The 17276-nt window shown below is 37.2% G+C and carries 19 protein-coding genes; 7 read left to right on the forward strand and 12 right to left on the reverse strand.

Features of this window, described 5'->3' with window-relative positions; translation table 11 throughout:
* Together tuf and epmA are read left to right on the forward strand one after the other, a co-directional pair.
* Positions 1 to 1053, forward strand: a 1053-nt coding sequence (gene tuf, locus KO502_RS09845; RefSeq protein WP_216022411.1) for an elongation factor Tu, incomplete at its 5' end; no start/stop codon positions are given.
* A 329-nt stretch (positions 1054 to 1382) separates the two neighbouring features.
* On the forward strand, positions 1383 to 2360 hold the full coding sequence (gene epmA, locus KO502_RS09850; protein WP_216022412.1) for an elongation factor P--(R)-beta-lysine ligase: 978 nt from the start codon (positions 1383 to 1385) through the stop codon (positions 2358 to 2360).
* 4 nt (positions 2361 to 2364) lie between these two features.
* Here epmA and KO502_RS09855 read toward each other — a convergent pair whose 3' ends face one another.
* The 4 genes from KO502_RS09855 to KO502_RS09870 all read right to left on the reverse strand — a co-directional run bounded on the left by KO502_RS09855 (position 2365) and on the right by KO502_RS09870 (position 7756).
* Positions 2365 to 3030 carry a hypothetical protein gene (locus KO502_RS09855; RefSeq protein WP_216022413.1) on the reverse strand — a complete coding sequence of 222 codons (666 nt, stop codon included), beginning with the start codon at positions 3028 to 3030 and terminating at the stop codon, positions 2365 to 2367.
* Positions 3031 to 3385: 355 nt separating this feature from the next.
* Positions 3386 to 4159 (reverse strand): phosphoadenylyl-sulfate reductase, encoded by a 774-nt coding sequence (locus KO502_RS09860; RefSeq protein WP_216022414.1) that lies wholly within the window; start codon positions 4157 to 4159, stop codon positions 3386 to 3388.
* Positions 4152 to 5906, reverse strand: coding sequence for an assimilatory sulfite reductase (NADPH) hemoprotein subunit (gene cysI / locus KO502_RS09865; protein ID WP_216022415.1), 1755 nt, complete (start codon positions 5904 to 5906; stop codon positions 4152 to 4154). Before cysI ends, KO502_RS09860 begins: the two co-directional genes overlap by 8 nt.
* A complete protein-coding gene (locus KO502_RS09870) occupies positions 5906 to 7756 on the reverse strand; it encodes an assimilatory sulfite reductase (NADPH) flavoprotein subunit (protein WP_216022416.1) in 1851 nt (616 codons plus the stop codon). The genes cysI and KO502_RS09870 overlap by 1 nt, the downstream gene beginning before the upstream one ends.
* A 163-nt stretch (positions 7757 to 7919) precedes the next feature.
* Between KO502_RS09870 and KO502_RS09875 the strand changes: the two genes are divergently transcribed.
* The gene (locus KO502_RS09875) at positions 7920 to 8606 is read left to right on the forward strand and encodes a lytic transglycosylase domain-containing protein (protein ID WP_252730707.1); all 687 of its coding nucleotides are present in this window, start codon (positions 7920 to 7922) and stop codon (positions 8604 to 8606) included.
* A gap of 66 nt (positions 8607 to 8672) precedes the next feature.
* Here the strand turns inward: KO502_RS09875 and KO502_RS09880 are convergent, their stop codons facing one another.
* The 3 genes from KO502_RS09880 to KO502_RS09890 form a co-directional block, all read right to left on the reverse strand.
* Positions 8673 to 9428: a TIGR04219 family outer membrane beta-barrel protein gene (locus KO502_RS09880; protein WP_216022417.1), complete on the reverse strand. Its 756-nt coding sequence runs from the start codon at positions 9426 to 9428 to the stop codon at positions 8673 to 8675.
* 4 nt (positions 9429 to 9432) lie between these two features.
* Positions 9433 to 10434 carry a DUF2333 family protein gene (locus tag KO502_RS09885; RefSeq protein ID WP_216022418.1) on the reverse strand — a complete coding sequence of 334 codons (1002 nt, stop codon included), beginning with the start codon at positions 10432 to 10434 and terminating at the stop codon, positions 9433 to 9435.
* A gap of 126 nt (positions 10435 to 10560) precedes the next feature.
* The gene (locus tag KO502_RS09890) at positions 10561 to 10998 is read right to left on the reverse strand and encodes a copper chaperone PCu(A)C (RefSeq protein ID WP_216022419.1); all 438 of its coding nucleotides are present in this window, start codon (positions 10996 to 10998) and stop codon (positions 10561 to 10563) included.
* A gap of 138 nt (positions 10999 to 11136) precedes the next feature.
* Between KO502_RS09890 and KO502_RS09895 the strand changes: the two genes are divergently transcribed.
* Positions 11137 to 11874, forward strand: coding sequence for an enoyl-CoA hydratase-related protein (locus tag KO502_RS09895; protein WP_216022420.1), 738 nt, complete (start codon positions 11137 to 11139; stop codon positions 11872 to 11874).
* A gap of 25 nt (positions 11875 to 11899) precedes the next feature.
* On the opposite strand, the gene KO502_RS09900 is transcribed toward KO502_RS09895, so the two are convergent.
* From KO502_RS09900 to pspA, 3 genes are all read right to left on the reverse strand, one after another.
* Positions 11900 to 12268: a hypothetical protein gene (locus tag KO502_RS09900; RefSeq protein ID WP_216022421.1), complete on the reverse strand. Its 369-nt coding sequence runs from the start codon at positions 12266 to 12268 to the stop codon at positions 11900 to 11902.
* An 84-nt stretch (positions 12269 to 12352) separates the two neighbouring features.
* Positions 12353 to 12580: a PspC domain-containing protein gene (locus KO502_RS09905; RefSeq protein WP_216022422.1), complete on the reverse strand. Its 228-nt coding sequence runs from the start codon at positions 12578 to 12580 to the stop codon at positions 12353 to 12355.
* 95 nt (positions 12581 to 12675) lie between these two features.
* Positions 12676 to 13338 (reverse strand): phage shock protein PspA, encoded by a 663-nt coding sequence (pspA, locus tag KO502_RS09910; RefSeq protein WP_216022423.1) that lies wholly within the window; start codon positions 13336 to 13338, stop codon positions 12676 to 12678.
* Between the two features lie 395 nt (positions 13339 to 13733).
* Between pspA and KO502_RS09915 the strand changes: the two genes are divergently transcribed.
* The 3 genes from KO502_RS09915 to KO502_RS09925 all read left to right on the forward strand — a co-directional run bounded on the left by KO502_RS09915 (position 13734) and on the right by KO502_RS09925 (position 16145).
* Entirely contained in the window at positions 13734 to 14360 is a 627-nt protein-coding gene (locus KO502_RS09915) for a TetR/AcrR family transcriptional regulator (protein ID WP_216022424.1), read from the forward strand.
* 60 nt (positions 14361 to 14420) lie between these two features.
* Positions 14421 to 15404, forward strand: coding sequence for an MDR family oxidoreductase (locus KO502_RS09920; protein WP_216022425.1), 984 nt, complete (start codon positions 14421 to 14423; stop codon positions 15402 to 15404).
* An 84-nt stretch (positions 15405 to 15488) separates the two neighbouring features.
* Entirely contained in the window at positions 15489 to 16145 is a 657-nt protein-coding gene (locus KO502_RS09925; protein ID WP_216022426.1) for a nitroreductase family protein, read from the forward strand.
* A gap of 140 nt (positions 16146 to 16285) precedes the next feature.
* Here the strand turns inward: KO502_RS09925 and KO502_RS09930 are convergent, their stop codons facing one another.
* Both KO502_RS09930 and KO502_RS09935 read right to left on the reverse strand, forming a co-directional pair.
* Complete coding sequence (locus tag KO502_RS09930) at positions 16286 to 16873, reverse strand: class I SAM-dependent methyltransferase (RefSeq protein WP_216022427.1); 588 nt, start codon at positions 16871 to 16873, stop codon at positions 16286 to 16288.
* 151 nt (positions 16874 to 17024) lie between these two features.
* The gene (locus KO502_RS09935; RefSeq protein ID WP_216022428.1) at positions 17025 to 17186 is read right to left on the reverse strand and encodes a YqaE/Pmp3 family membrane protein; all 162 of its coding nucleotides are present in this window, start codon (positions 17184 to 17186) and stop codon (positions 17025 to 17027) included.
* Positions 17187 to 17276 lie beyond the last annotated feature (90 nt).

Below are 17276 nucleotides of genomic sequence, written 5' to 3' on the forward strand. Positions count from 1 at the left end.
AAAGATTTCGCACAAATCGATAATGCTCCTGAAGAGCGTGAGCGTGGTATTACAATCAATACTTCTCACATCGAATACGATACAGAAACTCGTCACTACGCACACGTAGATTGTCCAGGCCATGCTGATTACATCAAAAACATGATCACTGGTGCAGCACAAATGGATGGTGCTATCTTAGTAGTTGCTGCTACAGATGGTCCTATGCCACAAACACGTGAGCACATCTTATTATCTCGTCAAGTTGGTGTTCCTTACATCATCGTTTTCATGAACAAATGTGATGTTGTTGATGATGAAGAGTTATTAGAATTAGTAGAAATGGAAATCCGTGAACTACTTTCTGAATATGACTTCCCAGGTGATGACTTACCAGTAATCCAAGGTTCAGCATTAGGTGCTTTACAAGGCGAAGAAAAATGGGAAGCGAAAGTTTTAGAACTTGCTGACCAATTAGATTCTTACATTCCAGAGCCAGAGCGTGCAATTGACGGTGCATTCATCATGCCTATCGAAGACGTTTTCTCAATCGCTGGTCGTGGTACAGTTGTAACAGGTCGTGTTGAACGTGGTATCATCAAAGTAGGTGATGAAGTAGAAGTAGTTGGTATCCGTGATACACAAAAATCTACTTGTACAGGTGTAGAAATGTTCCGTAAGCTTCTTGACGAAGGTCGTGCAGGTGAGAACTGTGGTATTTTATTACGTGGTCTTAAGCGTGAAGACGTAGAACGTGGTCAAGTATTATGTAAGCCTGGTTCAATCTCTCCACACACTAAGTTCGAGTCAGAAGTATACGTGTTAAGTAAAGATGAAGGTGGTCGTCATACTCCATTCTTTAAAGGTTACCGTCCACAGTTCTACTTCCGTACAACAGATATCACAGGTGCTGTAGAGCTTCCTGAAGGTGTTGAAATGGTAATGCCTGGCGACAACTTGAAGTTTGTTGTTGAGCTAATCAACCCAGTAGCGATGGACGAAGGTTTACGTTTCGCTATCCGTGAAGGTGGCCGTACTGTTGGTGCTGGTGTTGTTTCTAAAATTATTGACTAATTGATAACTAATTTGCGCTAGAGTTCGTATTAGCGGCATTGGAAATACTCACTGACTAACGTCAGCTCCGTGTTTCCGCTTTGCTAACACTTCATCTAGCATCAAATTATTCTATCAATAGGATTAGAAATAATTACTATTTAAAAGGTCGCTAACGCGGCCTTTTTTGATCTTGTAAGAAAGTAAAATATTAAAGAACAAGAACAACAGACGTGATTGCGAAGCAGAGCATCCGTCATTCCCGAAGTGTCTTGTCGGGAATCTTGTATATCTGGCTGTAGGCGGGATTTTAATCGCGCTAATAAACTGAAAAGGTAAGCGAGAAAAATATGAACTGGCAACCAACTATGACTTGGGAAAACGCTCAAAAGCGTGCTGATGTTATTTCCACAGTAAGAGAATTCTTTAAAGAACGTAACGTCCTTGAAGTTGAAACTCCTGCATTATCGCAAGGTACAGTGACTGATGTTTACCTTGATGCTCTAACTTGCCAATATAATTTCTTAGCAGGTTCTTCAGACCAACAATCAGATACGTTATTTCTACAAACCTCTCCTGAATTTCACATGAAGCGTCTTCTTGCTTCTGGTTACGGTTGTATCTATCAAATTGCTAAAGCATTTCGTCATGAAGAGTTCGGTAGACACCACAATCCTGAGTTTACAATGCTTGAATGGTACCGTATTGGCTTTAATCAGTTTAACTTGATTAATGAGGTGTCAGATCTATTAAAAAGCGTATTAGGCTGTTCTGAGCCGCTAATCACTAGCTATCAAAATATCTTTTTAGATAAAATATCTATGGATCCATTAACTAGTACTTTTGAGGAATTAATTCAATTTTTAGCAGAACAGGAAAAATCTGCAGATTGGTTAACAGAAATTAATGACAAAGATTTAGTATTGCAGTTTATTTTCACGGAAATTATCGAACCACAAATTGGATTAAACGCACCGCAATTTGTTTATAACTTCCCTGTAGCACAGGCATCGTTGGCAAAAGTAAATGAAGACGACTCAAGAGTCGCTGAGCGTTTTGAATGCTATTTTAAAGGTATAGAATTAGCCAACGGTTTTAATGAGTTGACTGATGCTGCAGAGCAGTTAAAGCGTTTTGAACAAGATAATGTAAAACGTACTGAACAAGGTTTACCTACCAGACCGATAGATGAAAACTTTATAGCAGCATTAACTTATGGTCTACCACAATGTTCAGGTGTAGCTTTAGGTATTGACCGCTTAGTGATGTTAGCGAGCAATGCTAAAGAAATTAGTGAAGTACAAAGTTTCTGTGTTGATAAAGCCTAGGTGCTTAGCTTTCTTTTTGACCTAGTAACATATCACCGTTATCTAAAAAGCTTAATATGATTTGTTTACTTATTCGGTTATCGTCAAATAAGTAACTATATTTCTCGGCTATTCTATCTCTATCTGCCTGTGTTCTCGCTGTAGACATTTCATCACGAAATGGTTGTCCTTCCATAATTCCAGCATAATGACTGGCTAAAGCAACAGTTGTTTTTAATGCATTTTCAACTTTTGGATTTTCTGAGAGTGCTTGTTTTAATTGAGTTGTATATGGGTAGTCATTAGGTAAAACTATTTTGCCTTCGGTATCGAACTCTATTGTGTCTGGCGGTGATGGAATATCATATTCTGCTAATAAGTCTTTAAACTCTTCTTGTGAATATTTAGATAATGTATTGATGTTATGAGCGGTTGGCAGCAGTAATGGAATATCATTTAAATTTATATTATCTGATTGAATTCCAGGTGTAAGGTATTTATCAAGATCAATTTTTTTATCGCCATGCGAAGTATTCATTGTGAATAATATTTCAGCATCCTCTTTTTCTGAGACGTTATTCGCTGCTTGATAAGCTGAAAATATGTTATCAAAGTTACTAGCACTATTAGGCTTTATAGATTGATTTATATTTTGTTTTGGTAATTGAAAACCTGTATTGGTAACTTTCATTTATTTTATCCTGATGAATTTACAGTTAATCATTAAGAGCAAGGTCTATACCATAATATTTAGATTGGTAGATAGATTAGAGTGGGTAAGTTTAGTTATTGATAAATAATGATTATGTATGGATTAGTACTTTGTATTAGATTTATGGTCTTATACATTATTTATAAATGTTATTAGGTAGCTTGCCGATAATTCGATGTTTATGGCAACTTATTGCCGTTGGGACAATTACAAAACTAGATGTAAAATTAATTTTGTTGAGTTATTTGAGATGTAAAAAAAAGCGAAAAGACTCACATCTTTTCGCTTTTTATTTTTAATCTTTATTGTGAAGTAAAGCAGGTCTTAGTTTAACCTAAATACCATCACCGTCAGTATGCAAACCACATTCACGTTGTGCACCACCAAAGCGAGTCTCTTCTTCGGTCATACCAAGCGTTAATGGGCGAGTGCTGTGTACATCACCTACTGATACATAACCTTCGTCCCAAAGTGGGTGATACGGTAGGTTATGTTTAGTTAGGTATTGATGAACATCTTTATTGCTCCAATCAATAATTGGATGCACTTTATAACGACCACGTAAGGTACCCACAACACCTAAACCTTGGCGATGTTCAGACTGCTGACGACGAACACCTGAGAACCAGGTTTGCGCTTCAAGCTCCGTTAAACCACGCTCTAACGGTTCAACTTTATTACGGCGGTTGTAGGCTTTCAACGCTTCATCGGTTGATGCCCATTCTTCACCGTATTTAGCCATTTGCCACGCAGCACTTTCGTTCGCTTGATACACTTTTAAGTTCAAGTTTAAGCGCTCAGTCATTTGCTCAATGAAACGGTAAGTTTCAGGAAACAAGTGACCAGTGTCAGTTATCAACACAGGGATATTACTATCCACTTGCGTTAATAAGTGCAGCATTACTGCAGATTGAATACCAAAGCTTGAAGACAACACAAAAGCGCCAGGCAAGTTTTGCATTGCCCACTCAGCGCGTTGCTCTGCAGTTTGCTTCTCAAGCGCTTGGTTCCACTCAGCTAGTGCTGGATTTGGAAATTCAAGCTCAGTAATAATCCCTGCAGCATTTGATGCAGTATTACTTGCTGTACTATTTGCCACATTAGGCATGATGAAAATCTCTAAAGCTAACGATTACTTGTTCAACAATACCGGCGCGAATAACGAAATCACCAAAGGCTTCGCCTTCGTTACGCTCTGCAGACCAACGTGCAGTTAACGCATCAATTTCGCTTAATATCATCGCTTCATCTACGTTTTCTTTGTAGATTTTTGGTACACGAGAGCCGGCTAAATCACTACCTAAATACATATTGTATTTACCAGGACCTTTACCCACTAAACCAATTTCAGCAAGCATTGCACGACCACAACCGTTTGGACAACCGGTTACACGTAAGATAATGCTTTCGTCTTTTAGGTTATTCTTTTCAAGGATTGCTTCAACATCGTCAACTAAACCAGGTAAGTAACGCTCGGCTTCTGCCATTGCTAATGGACAAGTAGGAAACGCAACACAAGCCATTGAACTCATACGTTGGTTAGATACTTTATCGCTAATTAAGCCGTGATCACGAGCAATCTGCTCGATAGTTGCTTTATCTTCTACGGCAACACCAGCAACAATTAAGTTTTGGTTTGCGGTTAAACGGAAATCACCTTTATGGATTTTAGCGATTTCTAACATACCTGTTTTTAACGCTTTGTTACCTGTTGGCACGCCATCTAAATCTAAAATACGACCGTTTTCGATAAATAACGTTAAATGCTCTTTACCATCAATACCAGCAACCCAACCGAAGCTATCGCCACGATGTGTAAACTCGTATGGACGTGAATCTTCAAATGTTACAGCTGCACGTGCTTCAACTTCAGCTCTAAAAGCATCAGCACCAACACGGTCTAATGTGTATTTAGTTTTGGCATTTTTACGGTTAACACGGTTACCCCAGTCACGCTGCGTAGTTACTACGGCTGCAGCAACGTCTAGTACTTTTTCTTTTGGAATAAAACCAAAATCGTCAGCACAACGTGGGTAAGTTGAGTTATCACCATGAGTCATGGCTAAACCGCCACCAACAAGTACGTTAAAACCAATTAACTGATCACCATCGCTAATTGCGACAAAGTTTAAATCGTTGGCATGAACGTCAATGTCGTTATTTGGTGGAATAACAACTGTGGTTTTAAATTTACGTGGTAAGTAGTTGCTACCTAAAATTGGCTCAACTTCTTTACCTTCAGTAGTTTCAACACGTTCTTCATCTAACCAAATTTCAGCATAAGCGCGAGTTTTTGGAAGTAAGTGCTCACTAATTTTAGTTGCCCACTCATACGCTTCTTGATGAAATTTTGACTCAACAGGGTTAGACGTACAAAGTACGTTACGGTTAACATCACCCGCTGTTGCTATTGCATCAAGACCAACACTATTAAGTGTTTGGTGCATTAATTTAATGTTTGGTTTTAATACACCGTGAAACTGAAAAGTTTGACGGGTAGTTAAACGAATACTACCGTAAGAGGTGTATTCATCAGCAAATTTGTCAATAGCTAACCATTGGTCTGTACTAATAATACCACCGGGTAAACGCGCACGAAGCATTACGTTATGTAACGGCTCAAGCTTTTGCTTTTGACGTTCAGCACGAATATCACGGTCATCTTGTTGATACATACCGTGCGTACGAATTAACTGGTAGTTATCAGGAGTAAAGCCGCCAGTTATTCTGTCTTGTAAGTCTTCTAAAATAGTTCCGCGAAGAAAATCGCTATCCGCTTTTAAGCGTTCGTTGTCAGCCTGTTTACCTTCAACAATTAGTACAGGGTTTTCAACTTTTGTTAACTTGTTGCTCATTAGTAAACATCCTTCTGGTAACGCTTATTAGATCTAAGTGATTTTAAGTAATCTTCGGCTTGTTCAGTGCTTAATTTGCCGTGCTCTGCGATTATCTCAAGTAATGTGTTGTGAACGTCTTTTGCCATACGGTTTGCATCACCACAAATGTATAAGTGTGCACCGCGCTCTAACCAGGCAAATACTTCGCTAGCATTTTCTTTTAAGCGGTCTTGTACGTAAACTTTTTCTGCTTGGTCGCGAGAGAAAGCAACGTCCATTTTCGTTAATAAGCCAGATTTTAAATAGTTCTGCCATTCAACTTGGTATAAGAAGTCTTGTGTGAAGGTTTGATCACCAAAGAACATCCAGTTATCACCACTTGCATCACGCGCTTCACGTTCTTGCATGAAAGCTCTAAATGGCGCAACACCCGTACCAGGACCAATCATGATGACAGGAGTTTCATCAGATTGTGGTAAACGGAAGTTGTCGTTGTGCTCAACAAAAACACGTACTGTTTGACCTTCTTCTAAACGGTTTGCTAAGAAACCAGAAGCGCCGCCAACACGAGGTTCGCCGTTTTTGTCAAAATTAACTACGCCAACGGTTAAGTGAACTTCTTCTTCAACTTCAGATTGTGCTGAAGCAATAGAATATAAACGTGGAGTAATTTTACGTAAAGCATCAACAAATGTTTGTGCTTCAATGTCAGCTTTAGCTAGTTTAACTACATCAATAATTTGATTTTCGCCAGAAAATTCACGAGCAGCGTTTTTGTCGCTAGCTAGCTCAGTTAATTTAGCGTCTTTAGACTGTAAAGCCCAAAATTCGATAAATGCAGGCGCTGTTTGAGTAATTTCTAATTGGCTGATTAACGCGTTCTTTAAGGTAAATTCTTGTTCTTCACCAGACACTTTTACGTTAACTTTTTCATCGCCTGAAAAGCCAAGCTCGCTTAATAAGTCAGTTACTAAGGTTTCGTCATTTTCAAACCAAACACCTAATGCGTCACCTACTTGGTAAGTTAAACCAGATTCGCCTAAATCAATTTCAATGTGACGAACATCTTTAGCAGAATCACGACCAGTAATTTTTTGGCTTAATGAAAATTCTGCCGCATACGGGTTTTGTTTAGTGTATTGGCTTTCTGCGCCAGCAGTTGCTAAACCGCCAACGTTAGCAACAGGTGCTGCAGTAGCCGTTTGGGTTAACTCATCTTTTAATGTGTCAACAATGCTTGCCGTCCACGCTTCACAATCACTTTCGTAATCAACATCACAATCTACACGCGGTGCAACTTGTGTTGCGCCTAATGCTTTTAAGCGATCATCAAAGTCTTTACCTGTTTGACAGAAAAACTCGTAGCTGCTGTCGCCTAAGGCTAATACGCTGTATTTAAGCTCTGGTAATTTAGGTGCTTTTTTACCTAATAAGAATTCATGGAATTCAATAGCGTCATCAGGTGCTTCACCTTCACCATTGGTACTAGCAACGATTAATAAATGGGTTTCATTTTTTAATCCTTTGGCTTTATAGTCAGCAGTGTTTTTAAGTACTACCGTAATACCTGCTGCTTTAGCGCTTGCCGCTAATTTACTAGCAACGCCTTTAGCGTTACCTGTTTGTGAGGCATATAATATAGTTAATGTTTTAGCCGCAACAACAGCTGACGCAGCTGCAGGAGCTAGCTGAACATCACCACCTTGTTCACTTTTAGCTGCTAAATAACCACTTGCCCATGCAAGTTGTAATGAAGATAAACCAGCAACGGTTTGCTGTAGTGAAGCTAATTGATTAGCATCTAATGCACTACTAGTGTTTGCTGAATTTGATGTATTTTGATTTAATAAGCGCTGCTCTGGCAACATAACTATTTTCACCTATGACAATTGATGCGGGCAGGATAGACAAATTCCACACAGATCAAAAGGAATAGATAGCGATTTTTTATTCCAAAAAGGAATATAGCAGTGGTTAAATAGGCTATTTTGGACTAAGGATTATATAAGTAATTAATTAATAGGAAAAAAATTGAATTTACTAGGATCGATAAATAGCGCTAACAGTGCACATACACCACTAAAAATATCGCATGACTTTTATAGTTATTTGCTTTTACTGTGGATAATGGTTGCACCGACTCAAGTCTCGGCTAAAGATTTTGCTCCTATTTATAGCTATAAATCATCAACAGGAGTGATGTCGTTTTCTGACATGGAGCCAATAGATGTTGAGTTTACGGTTTATCGTTCTGATTGTTTTGCTTGTGAAGTTGATTCACTTATTAATTGGCGTACAACTAAATTGTATTTAACCCCTTATAAAAATGAAATTAATCAGTCGGCATTAAAATACGGTATTGATCCTGCTTATGTTCGCGCAGTTATTCATGCTGAATCACACTTTGATCATCAAGCAACGTCTAAACAAGGTGCACAAGGGTTAATGCAGTTGATGCCAGCTACGGCTAATGAATTAGGTGTAAAAAATTCGTTTAGTGCTCAGCAAAATATTACTGGCGGTGTTAAACATTTATCTCGTTTACTTCGTAAATATAAGGGTGACAATAAGCTTGCTTCGGCAGCTTATAATGCTGGGGAGGGGGCGGTTAAAAAATATGGTGGTATTCCGCCTTTTAAAGAAACGCAAGTCTATGTAGAGCGAGTAGGTATTTTACATAAACGTTATGGGCGGTTTTCTCATCGCTATAAGGATTAAATAGTAGGCATAAAAAAACCGTGATTATTTTCATCATCACGGTTTTAAATTTATATTGAAACGGGTTTAGAAGTGAACAATCACACCAGCAAATAAACCCTCATAGGTTAAATCACTGTAGAAATCATCTAAGTCATTTAATTCCATTTTAACTGTGCGGTAACCTAAAGTTACGTCTAGATCTACAGCAAGGTTATCTAACAGAGCGTAGCTCACCCCAACTTGTGCGTCATAAACAGTTTGATCATCGTAGGTAATAAAGTTAGCTTCAGCAAAAATATTAAAACCACTAAAAGGTAAGCCTACAATGCCGCTTAAGTAAGCCATTGGAATATAACTATTTACTTTTAAATCGCTTGCTAGTGCACTTTGTGGATCTGTTACATGAATGTAAGCGTCTAAATCACGAGCGGTTAAACCAAAATCAAACGTTAATAAATCGTTGTCAAAAAGTTCATAATAAAGAGTGTAATCAACATAACTTGCATCAAGTGTAGTATCTAAGGTTGAGTTTTCTGAGTAATACACATTGTTAAAAGTAAAGTCGTTTACTATTTGTGTACCGCCAACAGTATCAAGGGTAGTTGAAGCTATTTTAATGTTAGGGATTAATGGAATTGGATGCTCTAAAGCAGCATAAAAACTACCTTGATTTTTATCGTCAAATTCAAATACAGCTTGGTTGTCACCACCTTCACCAAAGCTACCGCTAGTTTCATTAGCCCACATTTGTCCGCCAATATATAAACCTAAAATAGTATCGGCTTGCGCAGTACCGCACATCATTGCTGCAACGCCGGTAGCTAATATAGTTTTTTTCATGTTGTTATCCTTTGGTTAAAAGTTCATTCAAATCAATTAATGCAGCATTAGCGCGAGAAATATAATTAGCCATTACTAAGGAGTGATTAGCAACTAAGCCAAAGCCACTACCATTTAAAACCATTGGGCTCCATAAGTATGCTTGGCTTGCTTCTAATTCTCTTATTATTTGTTGTAAGCTGATTTTGGCATTTTTGTTTTCTAAAATACTATTAAAATCTATTTCAACGGCTCTTAATAGTTGTAGTAATGCCCAAGTGGCGCCTCTAGCTTCAAAGAAAACATCATCTATTTGCCACCAGCTTGTCTGCAACTGCTGCTGTTGTATGCCTTGGCTTGATTGCTGTGCAGGTTTATCGCCCGCTAAGTCAGTATCCATTTGATCATGGCCAACACTCATACTTAAGCGGTGAGAGTAGCTACCTAAGCGTTTTTGCACTTCTTCAATATAAGCACGTAAATTATCTGCACGTGCATAAAATTGAGCTTTATTTTGACTGTTGGTGCTAACTAATGCACTGCGGTAGGCGTATAATTGCTTTATTGCTTCAGTATATTCAGATTCGGCACTTGGCATTGCCCAGTTATTACTGTTGATATTAAAACGCGGTTGGGCATCTTGTAAGTACTTGTTTACTAATGATTGTGATTGGGAACGGCTAAAGTCTTTACGCATTACTAGCGCCATATCTCGCACCATTTCTAATACACCAAACTCCCAAGCGGGCATATTATCTAAAAAAACAGACGGTGGCATAATATCATTTGATAAATAACCACCCGGTTTGTTTAGTAATTTTTCACTTACTTTGATTAATACTGTGGTTGTGGTGTAACCAACAACAGGGGCAACATTGTCTGCTTTGGCCGCTTTTGTTACTTCTGCATGAATATTGATGGATTCAGGCTCACTACTCCAATAAATGCCAATAATATAAAAAAGTATAAATAAACCAATTAAGGCCCAGACAATTATTTTTTTAGAAAAACCTTTTCCTGTACTCATGTTCATATCCACTCCAAGGATGAAATTGCTAGTTATTGTACTTTTATCACTGCGTCACTACAAGATTTTGGTTTGAGCAAGTCGAAATAGCTGATTGTATTGTACTACCAGAATCCTGAGAAATAGTTACCTACGAACAGGTAATTGAATATTTACTGTGCTTTGATCTGAAAAGTATAATGTTAGTGGTATTGTGTCTTGTTCCGTTATTTGTTGCTTAACTGCAAAGAACATTAAGTGTAACCCCGAAGGTTGCAGTACCGCTTTATTATGTGCGGAGATCTGAATATGCTCAACTTCGCGCATTCGCATCATGCCATCACTCATGGTGTGTTCATGTATTTCTATATTTGATGAAATATCACCGGTAACTTTTTGCAGTGTTATGGTGTTATCAGTTAAGTTATTTATTGTCATGTACGCAGCCGTAACTGTACTGCCAGGAATTGTCGGCTTAATAAAACCATCAGTTATGCTGACTTTGTCGTTAGCACTTGCATAGCTAAGCGTGCTCAGTAGTAGGCTAAAACCGAGTAATAATTGTTTAATATTAATAATTATCATAGTGTCTATACTTCCTTAATTACAAACCGTAAAGTTTGACTATATCTTATACAAAATATAATACATATCCTCTTTCTTGTACAAAATAAAGTATAACAAACAGTATGATAAGTATTATTGTAAAATGGGTGGTAACGCATGAATGAGTTTATTTTAACAACTGAAAGCCAAGGTGTATTCACTATTACCTTAAATCGCGAAAATAAAAAAAATTCGCTAACCAATACAATGTATCAACAACTGTGTCAGCACTTTGCTTATGCAGAGAAAACAGCCAGTATTCATTGTGTTGTTATTCAAGGCAGTGAACAGTGTTTTTGTGCAGGTAATGATTTACAAGACTTTTTACAATGTTCAATGGATGATGAATTAGCCGCACTTGAATTTGTTAAGGTGTTATCGCAATTGACTAAACCACTAGTTGCTGGCGTAGCAGGTGTTGCCGTAGGTATTGGTACTACCTTACTCTTACATTGTGACATGGTTATTGCAGCCAATAATAGTTATTTTCAATTACCCTTTACTCAACTAGGCTTATGTCCAGAGGCGGGTTCAAGCTTACTATTAACCCAAAAAGTTGGTGCGAATAAAGCATTTGAGTTAATGGTAATGGGGCAAAGCTTTAATGCAGATGAGGCTTTTGCTTTTGGCATTACTAATAAAACTTGTCAACCTGATGAGCTTATTACCCTGACGGCAGAGATAGCTCAGACTATTGCCAATCTACCTGTTGAGTCAGTAATGACAAGCCGAAAATTAATACGACAAGCCAATCACGCTTTATTGAAGCAAACAATTGATGATGAAAGTAAGGCGTTTTTTCAATTAGTTAATTCACCTGAATGTAAAAAAATTATCGCCAAATTTTTTACATAATTTTTAAACAGCTTTTAAATAATCGCTAATTAATACTACTATTTGCACTGTGTTCAATTTTTCGTTGAGCACCTTTATTGGACGTTAACAACCAAATTACCAAGGCGATTAAAAATACTGGCCAAAATACTCCTAAAGTAAACATGGCAATACTGCCGACAATTATTAATCCGATAAACACGATTCCACCAAATACGCTTAATACTATAACAAGTGCGGAAACCACTAATAGCACAGTGATTAGGGCTGAAAATCCAATAGCCTTAATTGGCTCTATGGCTTCACCATTCATGCTTATCTGTAAATTTGTCCACTCTAATAAACTTGCGCCAAACACGTAAGTTAAAAAGAGTGTAGCTAATATAGCTAAACATAAAGATTTTATAAAACTCATAATTTACTCACTTTTAAATGTTCACTCACTTTTAGATATTTTCCCATTTTGATGTTTACGTGTATTTATAAATGGCTCATTCACTTAATAATATTTGCTTGGTAACAATAAGCTTGCTGAAATATAAACAACAGCGGTAACAACAGGTATGGCGATAAGTAATGCTACTGCCACTACACGAACAGCTAATGGAGAAAAATTAAAATGTTTAGCAATGCCGGCGCATACACCAGTTATTTTCTTATTGTTCACGTCTTTAGCTAATGACTGTGGTACATCTTTAATCGTTGAATATTCTCTATCGTATTTCATGAAAACACCTTTTTCTGGAATGTTGTCCATCTTGAATTAATAAATATTTATCTATATCGGATGGTGTTATTAATCTTTTGCTATAGGTGCGTTTTTTAAGCGTTAGCAACTTTCTTTTTCATTTCGGCTAACTCACTTTCAATGGCATCATCTGCAGCTAAGGTTGATATTTGTGATGCTAAGTCTTGATTGTCAGTAAAGTCATAAGACTCAACTTGTGCTTCTAAGTGATCTATTTTTTGCTGGTACCGTTCAAACTTAGCCATAGCTTCATCAATATTATGAATCACCGCTTTTTCACGTACTTTCAATCTGATTTCTGCCGATGCTTGACGACGTATTAAAGTTGCTTGACGGTTTTTCGCTTCGGTTAACTTTTCTTGTAAGTGCTGCGAATCTGTTTGTATATCGGTTAATAAATCTGTTAACAGTTGATTTTCATGTTCAAGGGCGGCCAACTCTGCTTGGCTTTTATGTTTTTGTGCTAACGCAGATTTTGCTAAATCTTCACGATCTTTATTTAACGCCAACTCGGCTTTAGTTTGCCAATGGTTGATCGCTTTTTGGGTATCAACTATTTTCCGATCTAAGGTTTTTTGTTCAGCAATATTTTTAGCTGCAGTTGAGCGAACTTCAACTAAGGTTTCTTCCATTTCACTAATGATCAAACGGATCATTTTTTCTGGATGTTCGGCTTTGTCTAACATGTTATTTAGGTTTGCATTAATAATATCGGTAAAGCGGCTAAATAATCCCATGATGTATTCCTCATTAATTTTAATAACTTTGTTAATTTAATAGTTAATTTAATAGAGTTATTACAAATGCTATGCCAATCAGAATAAGTCGATCAAAGTACTGATATTTAATATAAATTTATTTTTTGTTATTTATTTCGATAAATAGGTTTTTTATAAAACAATATATTTTAGTTAAATTTACTACTCTTTTAGTTTATTTGACTAACTAAGTGATATAGAAGTTCATAATCATTTTAAACAACTTAAAGTTAGCTACTTAAATTAGCTATTGCAATTAAATAGACGGTCGGTCTAATATATCTTATCAAAAGCTAAATAAGACTAATTAAGCTGTATTAAGCTAATAGAGTTAATAGTTAACCTAGCTAAGACACCTAATTTGAAGTGATGCTATGGAAACTGAAAAAAAGAAAAAGCGAGGCAGGCCTGCAAAATCAGGTCGAGATACTACGCAAACTAAAGAGCAATTGATCCGCAGTGGTGTTGAGCATTTTACTCAGTTTGGTTTTGCAGCATCAGGCTTAGATAAAATATTAAAAAAAGTGTCGATACCTAAAGGCTCTTTTTATTACTACTTTGCTAATAAAGAAGAATTTGGTTTAGCGGTTATTGCGGCCTACGATAATTATTTTTGTCAAAAGATCGATTTACATTTGTTGAATGATAATTTGCCATTAATACAGCGTTTAATAGCTTTTGTTGAAGACGCGAAATCAGGTATTGAAAAATATGAATTTACCCGTGGTTGTCTAGTTGGCAACTTAGAGCAAGAAATTGCTTTATTACCCGATAGCCATAGAGACAAGTTATTTCAGGTGATGCAAGGTTGGCAAAATAAAGTATCGAAATATATCAATCAATTGAATCCTGAGCTCGAACAAGATCACTGTGATTCGTTAGCTGAATTTTTTTGGTTAGGTTGGGAAGGGGCGGTAAGTCGTTGTAAATTGGTGAAATCAACACAGCCTATTGACTTGTTTGTCAGTCACTTTTCAGCGCTTTTACTATTAAAACAGTAGTAAGTTACTCACTTACTAAATACAAATTCAAACATCATTTATACAGAAAAAGAGGTCATTATGTTTACCTGTTTACAGATTAATAAAGATGAAAACGGTTACCAAACTACTCGCGCAGAGCTGAATGAAGACACCTTAACCGAAGGTAATGTGTTAGTTAAAGTGCAATACAGCACGCTAAATTACAAAGACGCTTTAGCTATTACAGGTAAAGCGCCTGTTGTTAGAAGCTTCCCTATGATCCCAGGTATAGATTTTAGTGGTGTGGTTGAACAAAGCGACTCTGCTGACTTTAAAGTAGGCGATAAGGTTATTCTTAATGGTTTTGGTGTTGGCGAAAAATATAAAGGCGGTTTGTCACAAAAGGCACGCGTTAACAGTGATTGGTTAATTCCGTTGCCTGAAAACTTCTCATCATTGCAAGCTATGTCGCTAGGCACTGCAGGCTATACAGCTATGCTTTGTATTATTGCTTTAGAAAAGCAAGGTTTAACTCCACAAAGCGGTAAAATACTTGTTACTGGCGCCACTGGTGGTGTTGGTAGCTTTGCTGTTAAATTGTTATCACTTATGGGCTATACCGTTGTTGCTGCTACAGGTAGTGCAGCACAACATGACTATTTAAAAGCATTAGGGGCAAGTGAAATAATTGACCGAGCAGAGTTATCTGAGCCAGGTAAACCATTAATGAAAGAGCAATGGGCTGGCGCAATTGATTCTGTGGGTAGTCATACCTTAGCGAATGTCTGTGCCAGTATTAATTATGGTGGTGCGGTTGCTGCGTGTGGTCTAGCACAAGGTATGGACTTTCCTGCCTCTGTTGCACCGTTTATTTTACGTGGTGTTTCATTGTTAGGTATTGATAGCGTTATGCGCCCGAAAGCCGATAGAATTGAAGCATGGCAGAAACTATCTGAGCTGCTTCCTGCAGGTGAAATGGACTCAATAGTAAACATTATCGGTTTAGAGCAAGCAATTACAGTAGCCGATGACTTACTGAAGGGCAATGTTACAGGGCGTGTAGTGGTTGATGTAAACCAATAAGTTTACAAATATATACAAACAACGCTGTTTCAATAACGATTGCAGAATTAATTCTGCAATCAACTAAAAATTAGATTAAAACCTATGACTCATCCAATAATTAAAGATTTAACAAACAGGCATGCGGTAAAAAAATACGATCCAACAAGAAAAGTACCTCAGGCTGATTTAGATATTCTATATGAAGCAATGCGTTTATCGGCATCATCAATTAACTCACAACCGTGGAAGTTTATTGTACTTGAAAGCGATGAAGCAAAAACACGGTTGAGTAACACATTCGTTAACATGCATCATTATAATTTAAAGCACGTATTTGATAGCTCGCAAATAATCTTGTTTGCTTACAATCCTAAATATACCCGTGAAGATTACGCCAAAGTGGTAGATAAAGGCATTACCGATAAACGTACAACACTTGAAAACCGTGAAGCGGCTTTTGGTGTTTATCTGTTTGCTGATTTAAATACCAGTGAAACTGGAGATACCAGTGCGTGGACTAAAGCACAAACCTACCTCGCTTTAGGTAATACCTTGCACGTACTGGCGCGACTTAATATTGATTCAACACCGATGGAAGGTATTGATATTGACTTAGTCAATAAAGAGTTCAGTGCAGAATTAGCGGGGTATCAATGCGATACTGCATTAGCCATTGGTTACTCTCATCCAGAAGAAGACTTTAACGCTAAATTACCTAAGTCTCGTTTAGCGATGGAAGATGTGTTTCTGCGTATATAAATGTGGATAACTTATAAGTACAAATAGTTATTTTCAGTGACGCTAAGTTAATTCTACATCACTCATTTACTCGTGATGTAGAAATAGTCTGTGGAGCTCAGGTTACTTAAATTATTGATATAACTAGTAGCATGCCTCAGTTACTTTAATGAGCCTATTGCTTGAATTACCGCCCCAAGACCGTTGTGGTGACTACCTTCATGCACTTCTCGCTCTATTGCTTGAAGGTGAGTGAAGGTAAAGTTAGGCAGTTCCTCTAATAATATTTCTTTTGAAATCATCATAGAAGCTACTGGCGGTCCACCTGTTTTATAACTTAACTGTTCAGGCCGATAGCCTTCTAACAATAAAACGCCTGCAGGTTTAATTGCCCGCTCTATTCGTGCGTATAATTTTTTTCTGACTTGTGGTGGTAAATGACAATATATTGAGACAATACCATCCCATTTACATTCACCCAGATCAAACTCTTCTAAATCGGCACAGATGGTTTCAATCATTACGCCGTTAGTTTTCGCAAGTTTTTCCGCTTTTTCAAGTCCAACACTTGATATGTCTACGGCTGTTACTGTGTAGCCTAGTTTAGCCAGAAATACTGCATTTCGGCCTTCACCTTCAGCAAGTAATAGAATCTTTCCTTTAGGTAATGAATCATAGTGATTCCTCAGGAAATCATTTGGCGACTTGCCATAAATATACTCGTCTGTATCGTACTTTTCATCCCACATAATAAAACCTTTAGTTATTAATGTATCATTAACAGTGGCAGTTAACGCTTTCAATTTGGATAGTCAGAATAATGATTGTTGAAAGGTTGAAAGGCGAAAAACAGTAATTGTTTCTCGCCTCCAAATTGGTATAGATTACTTTGTTAATGAACTATTTTTTGGTAATTAACCATAGCGCGTGAATAACACCTGGAACATAAAAGATAAAACACAATATAATATTAATTATCAAATCTTTACCTGCACCATTTTTTAGAAAAACAGCAATTGGCGGTAACAAAATAGCTAATATAATGAGTAGTAATTTATTCATAATATTTCTCCAAAATATATAATATTTGCATAACCCTCACGTTTATCATGAAGAAAATGAAGGGTTATTTAAAATAAGCATGGCACGAGT

The sequence above is a fragment of the Colwellia sp. E2M01 genome (assembly GCF_018860585.1).
GTDB lineage: Bacteria > Pseudomonadota > Gammaproteobacteria > Enterobacterales > Alteromonadaceae > Colwellia.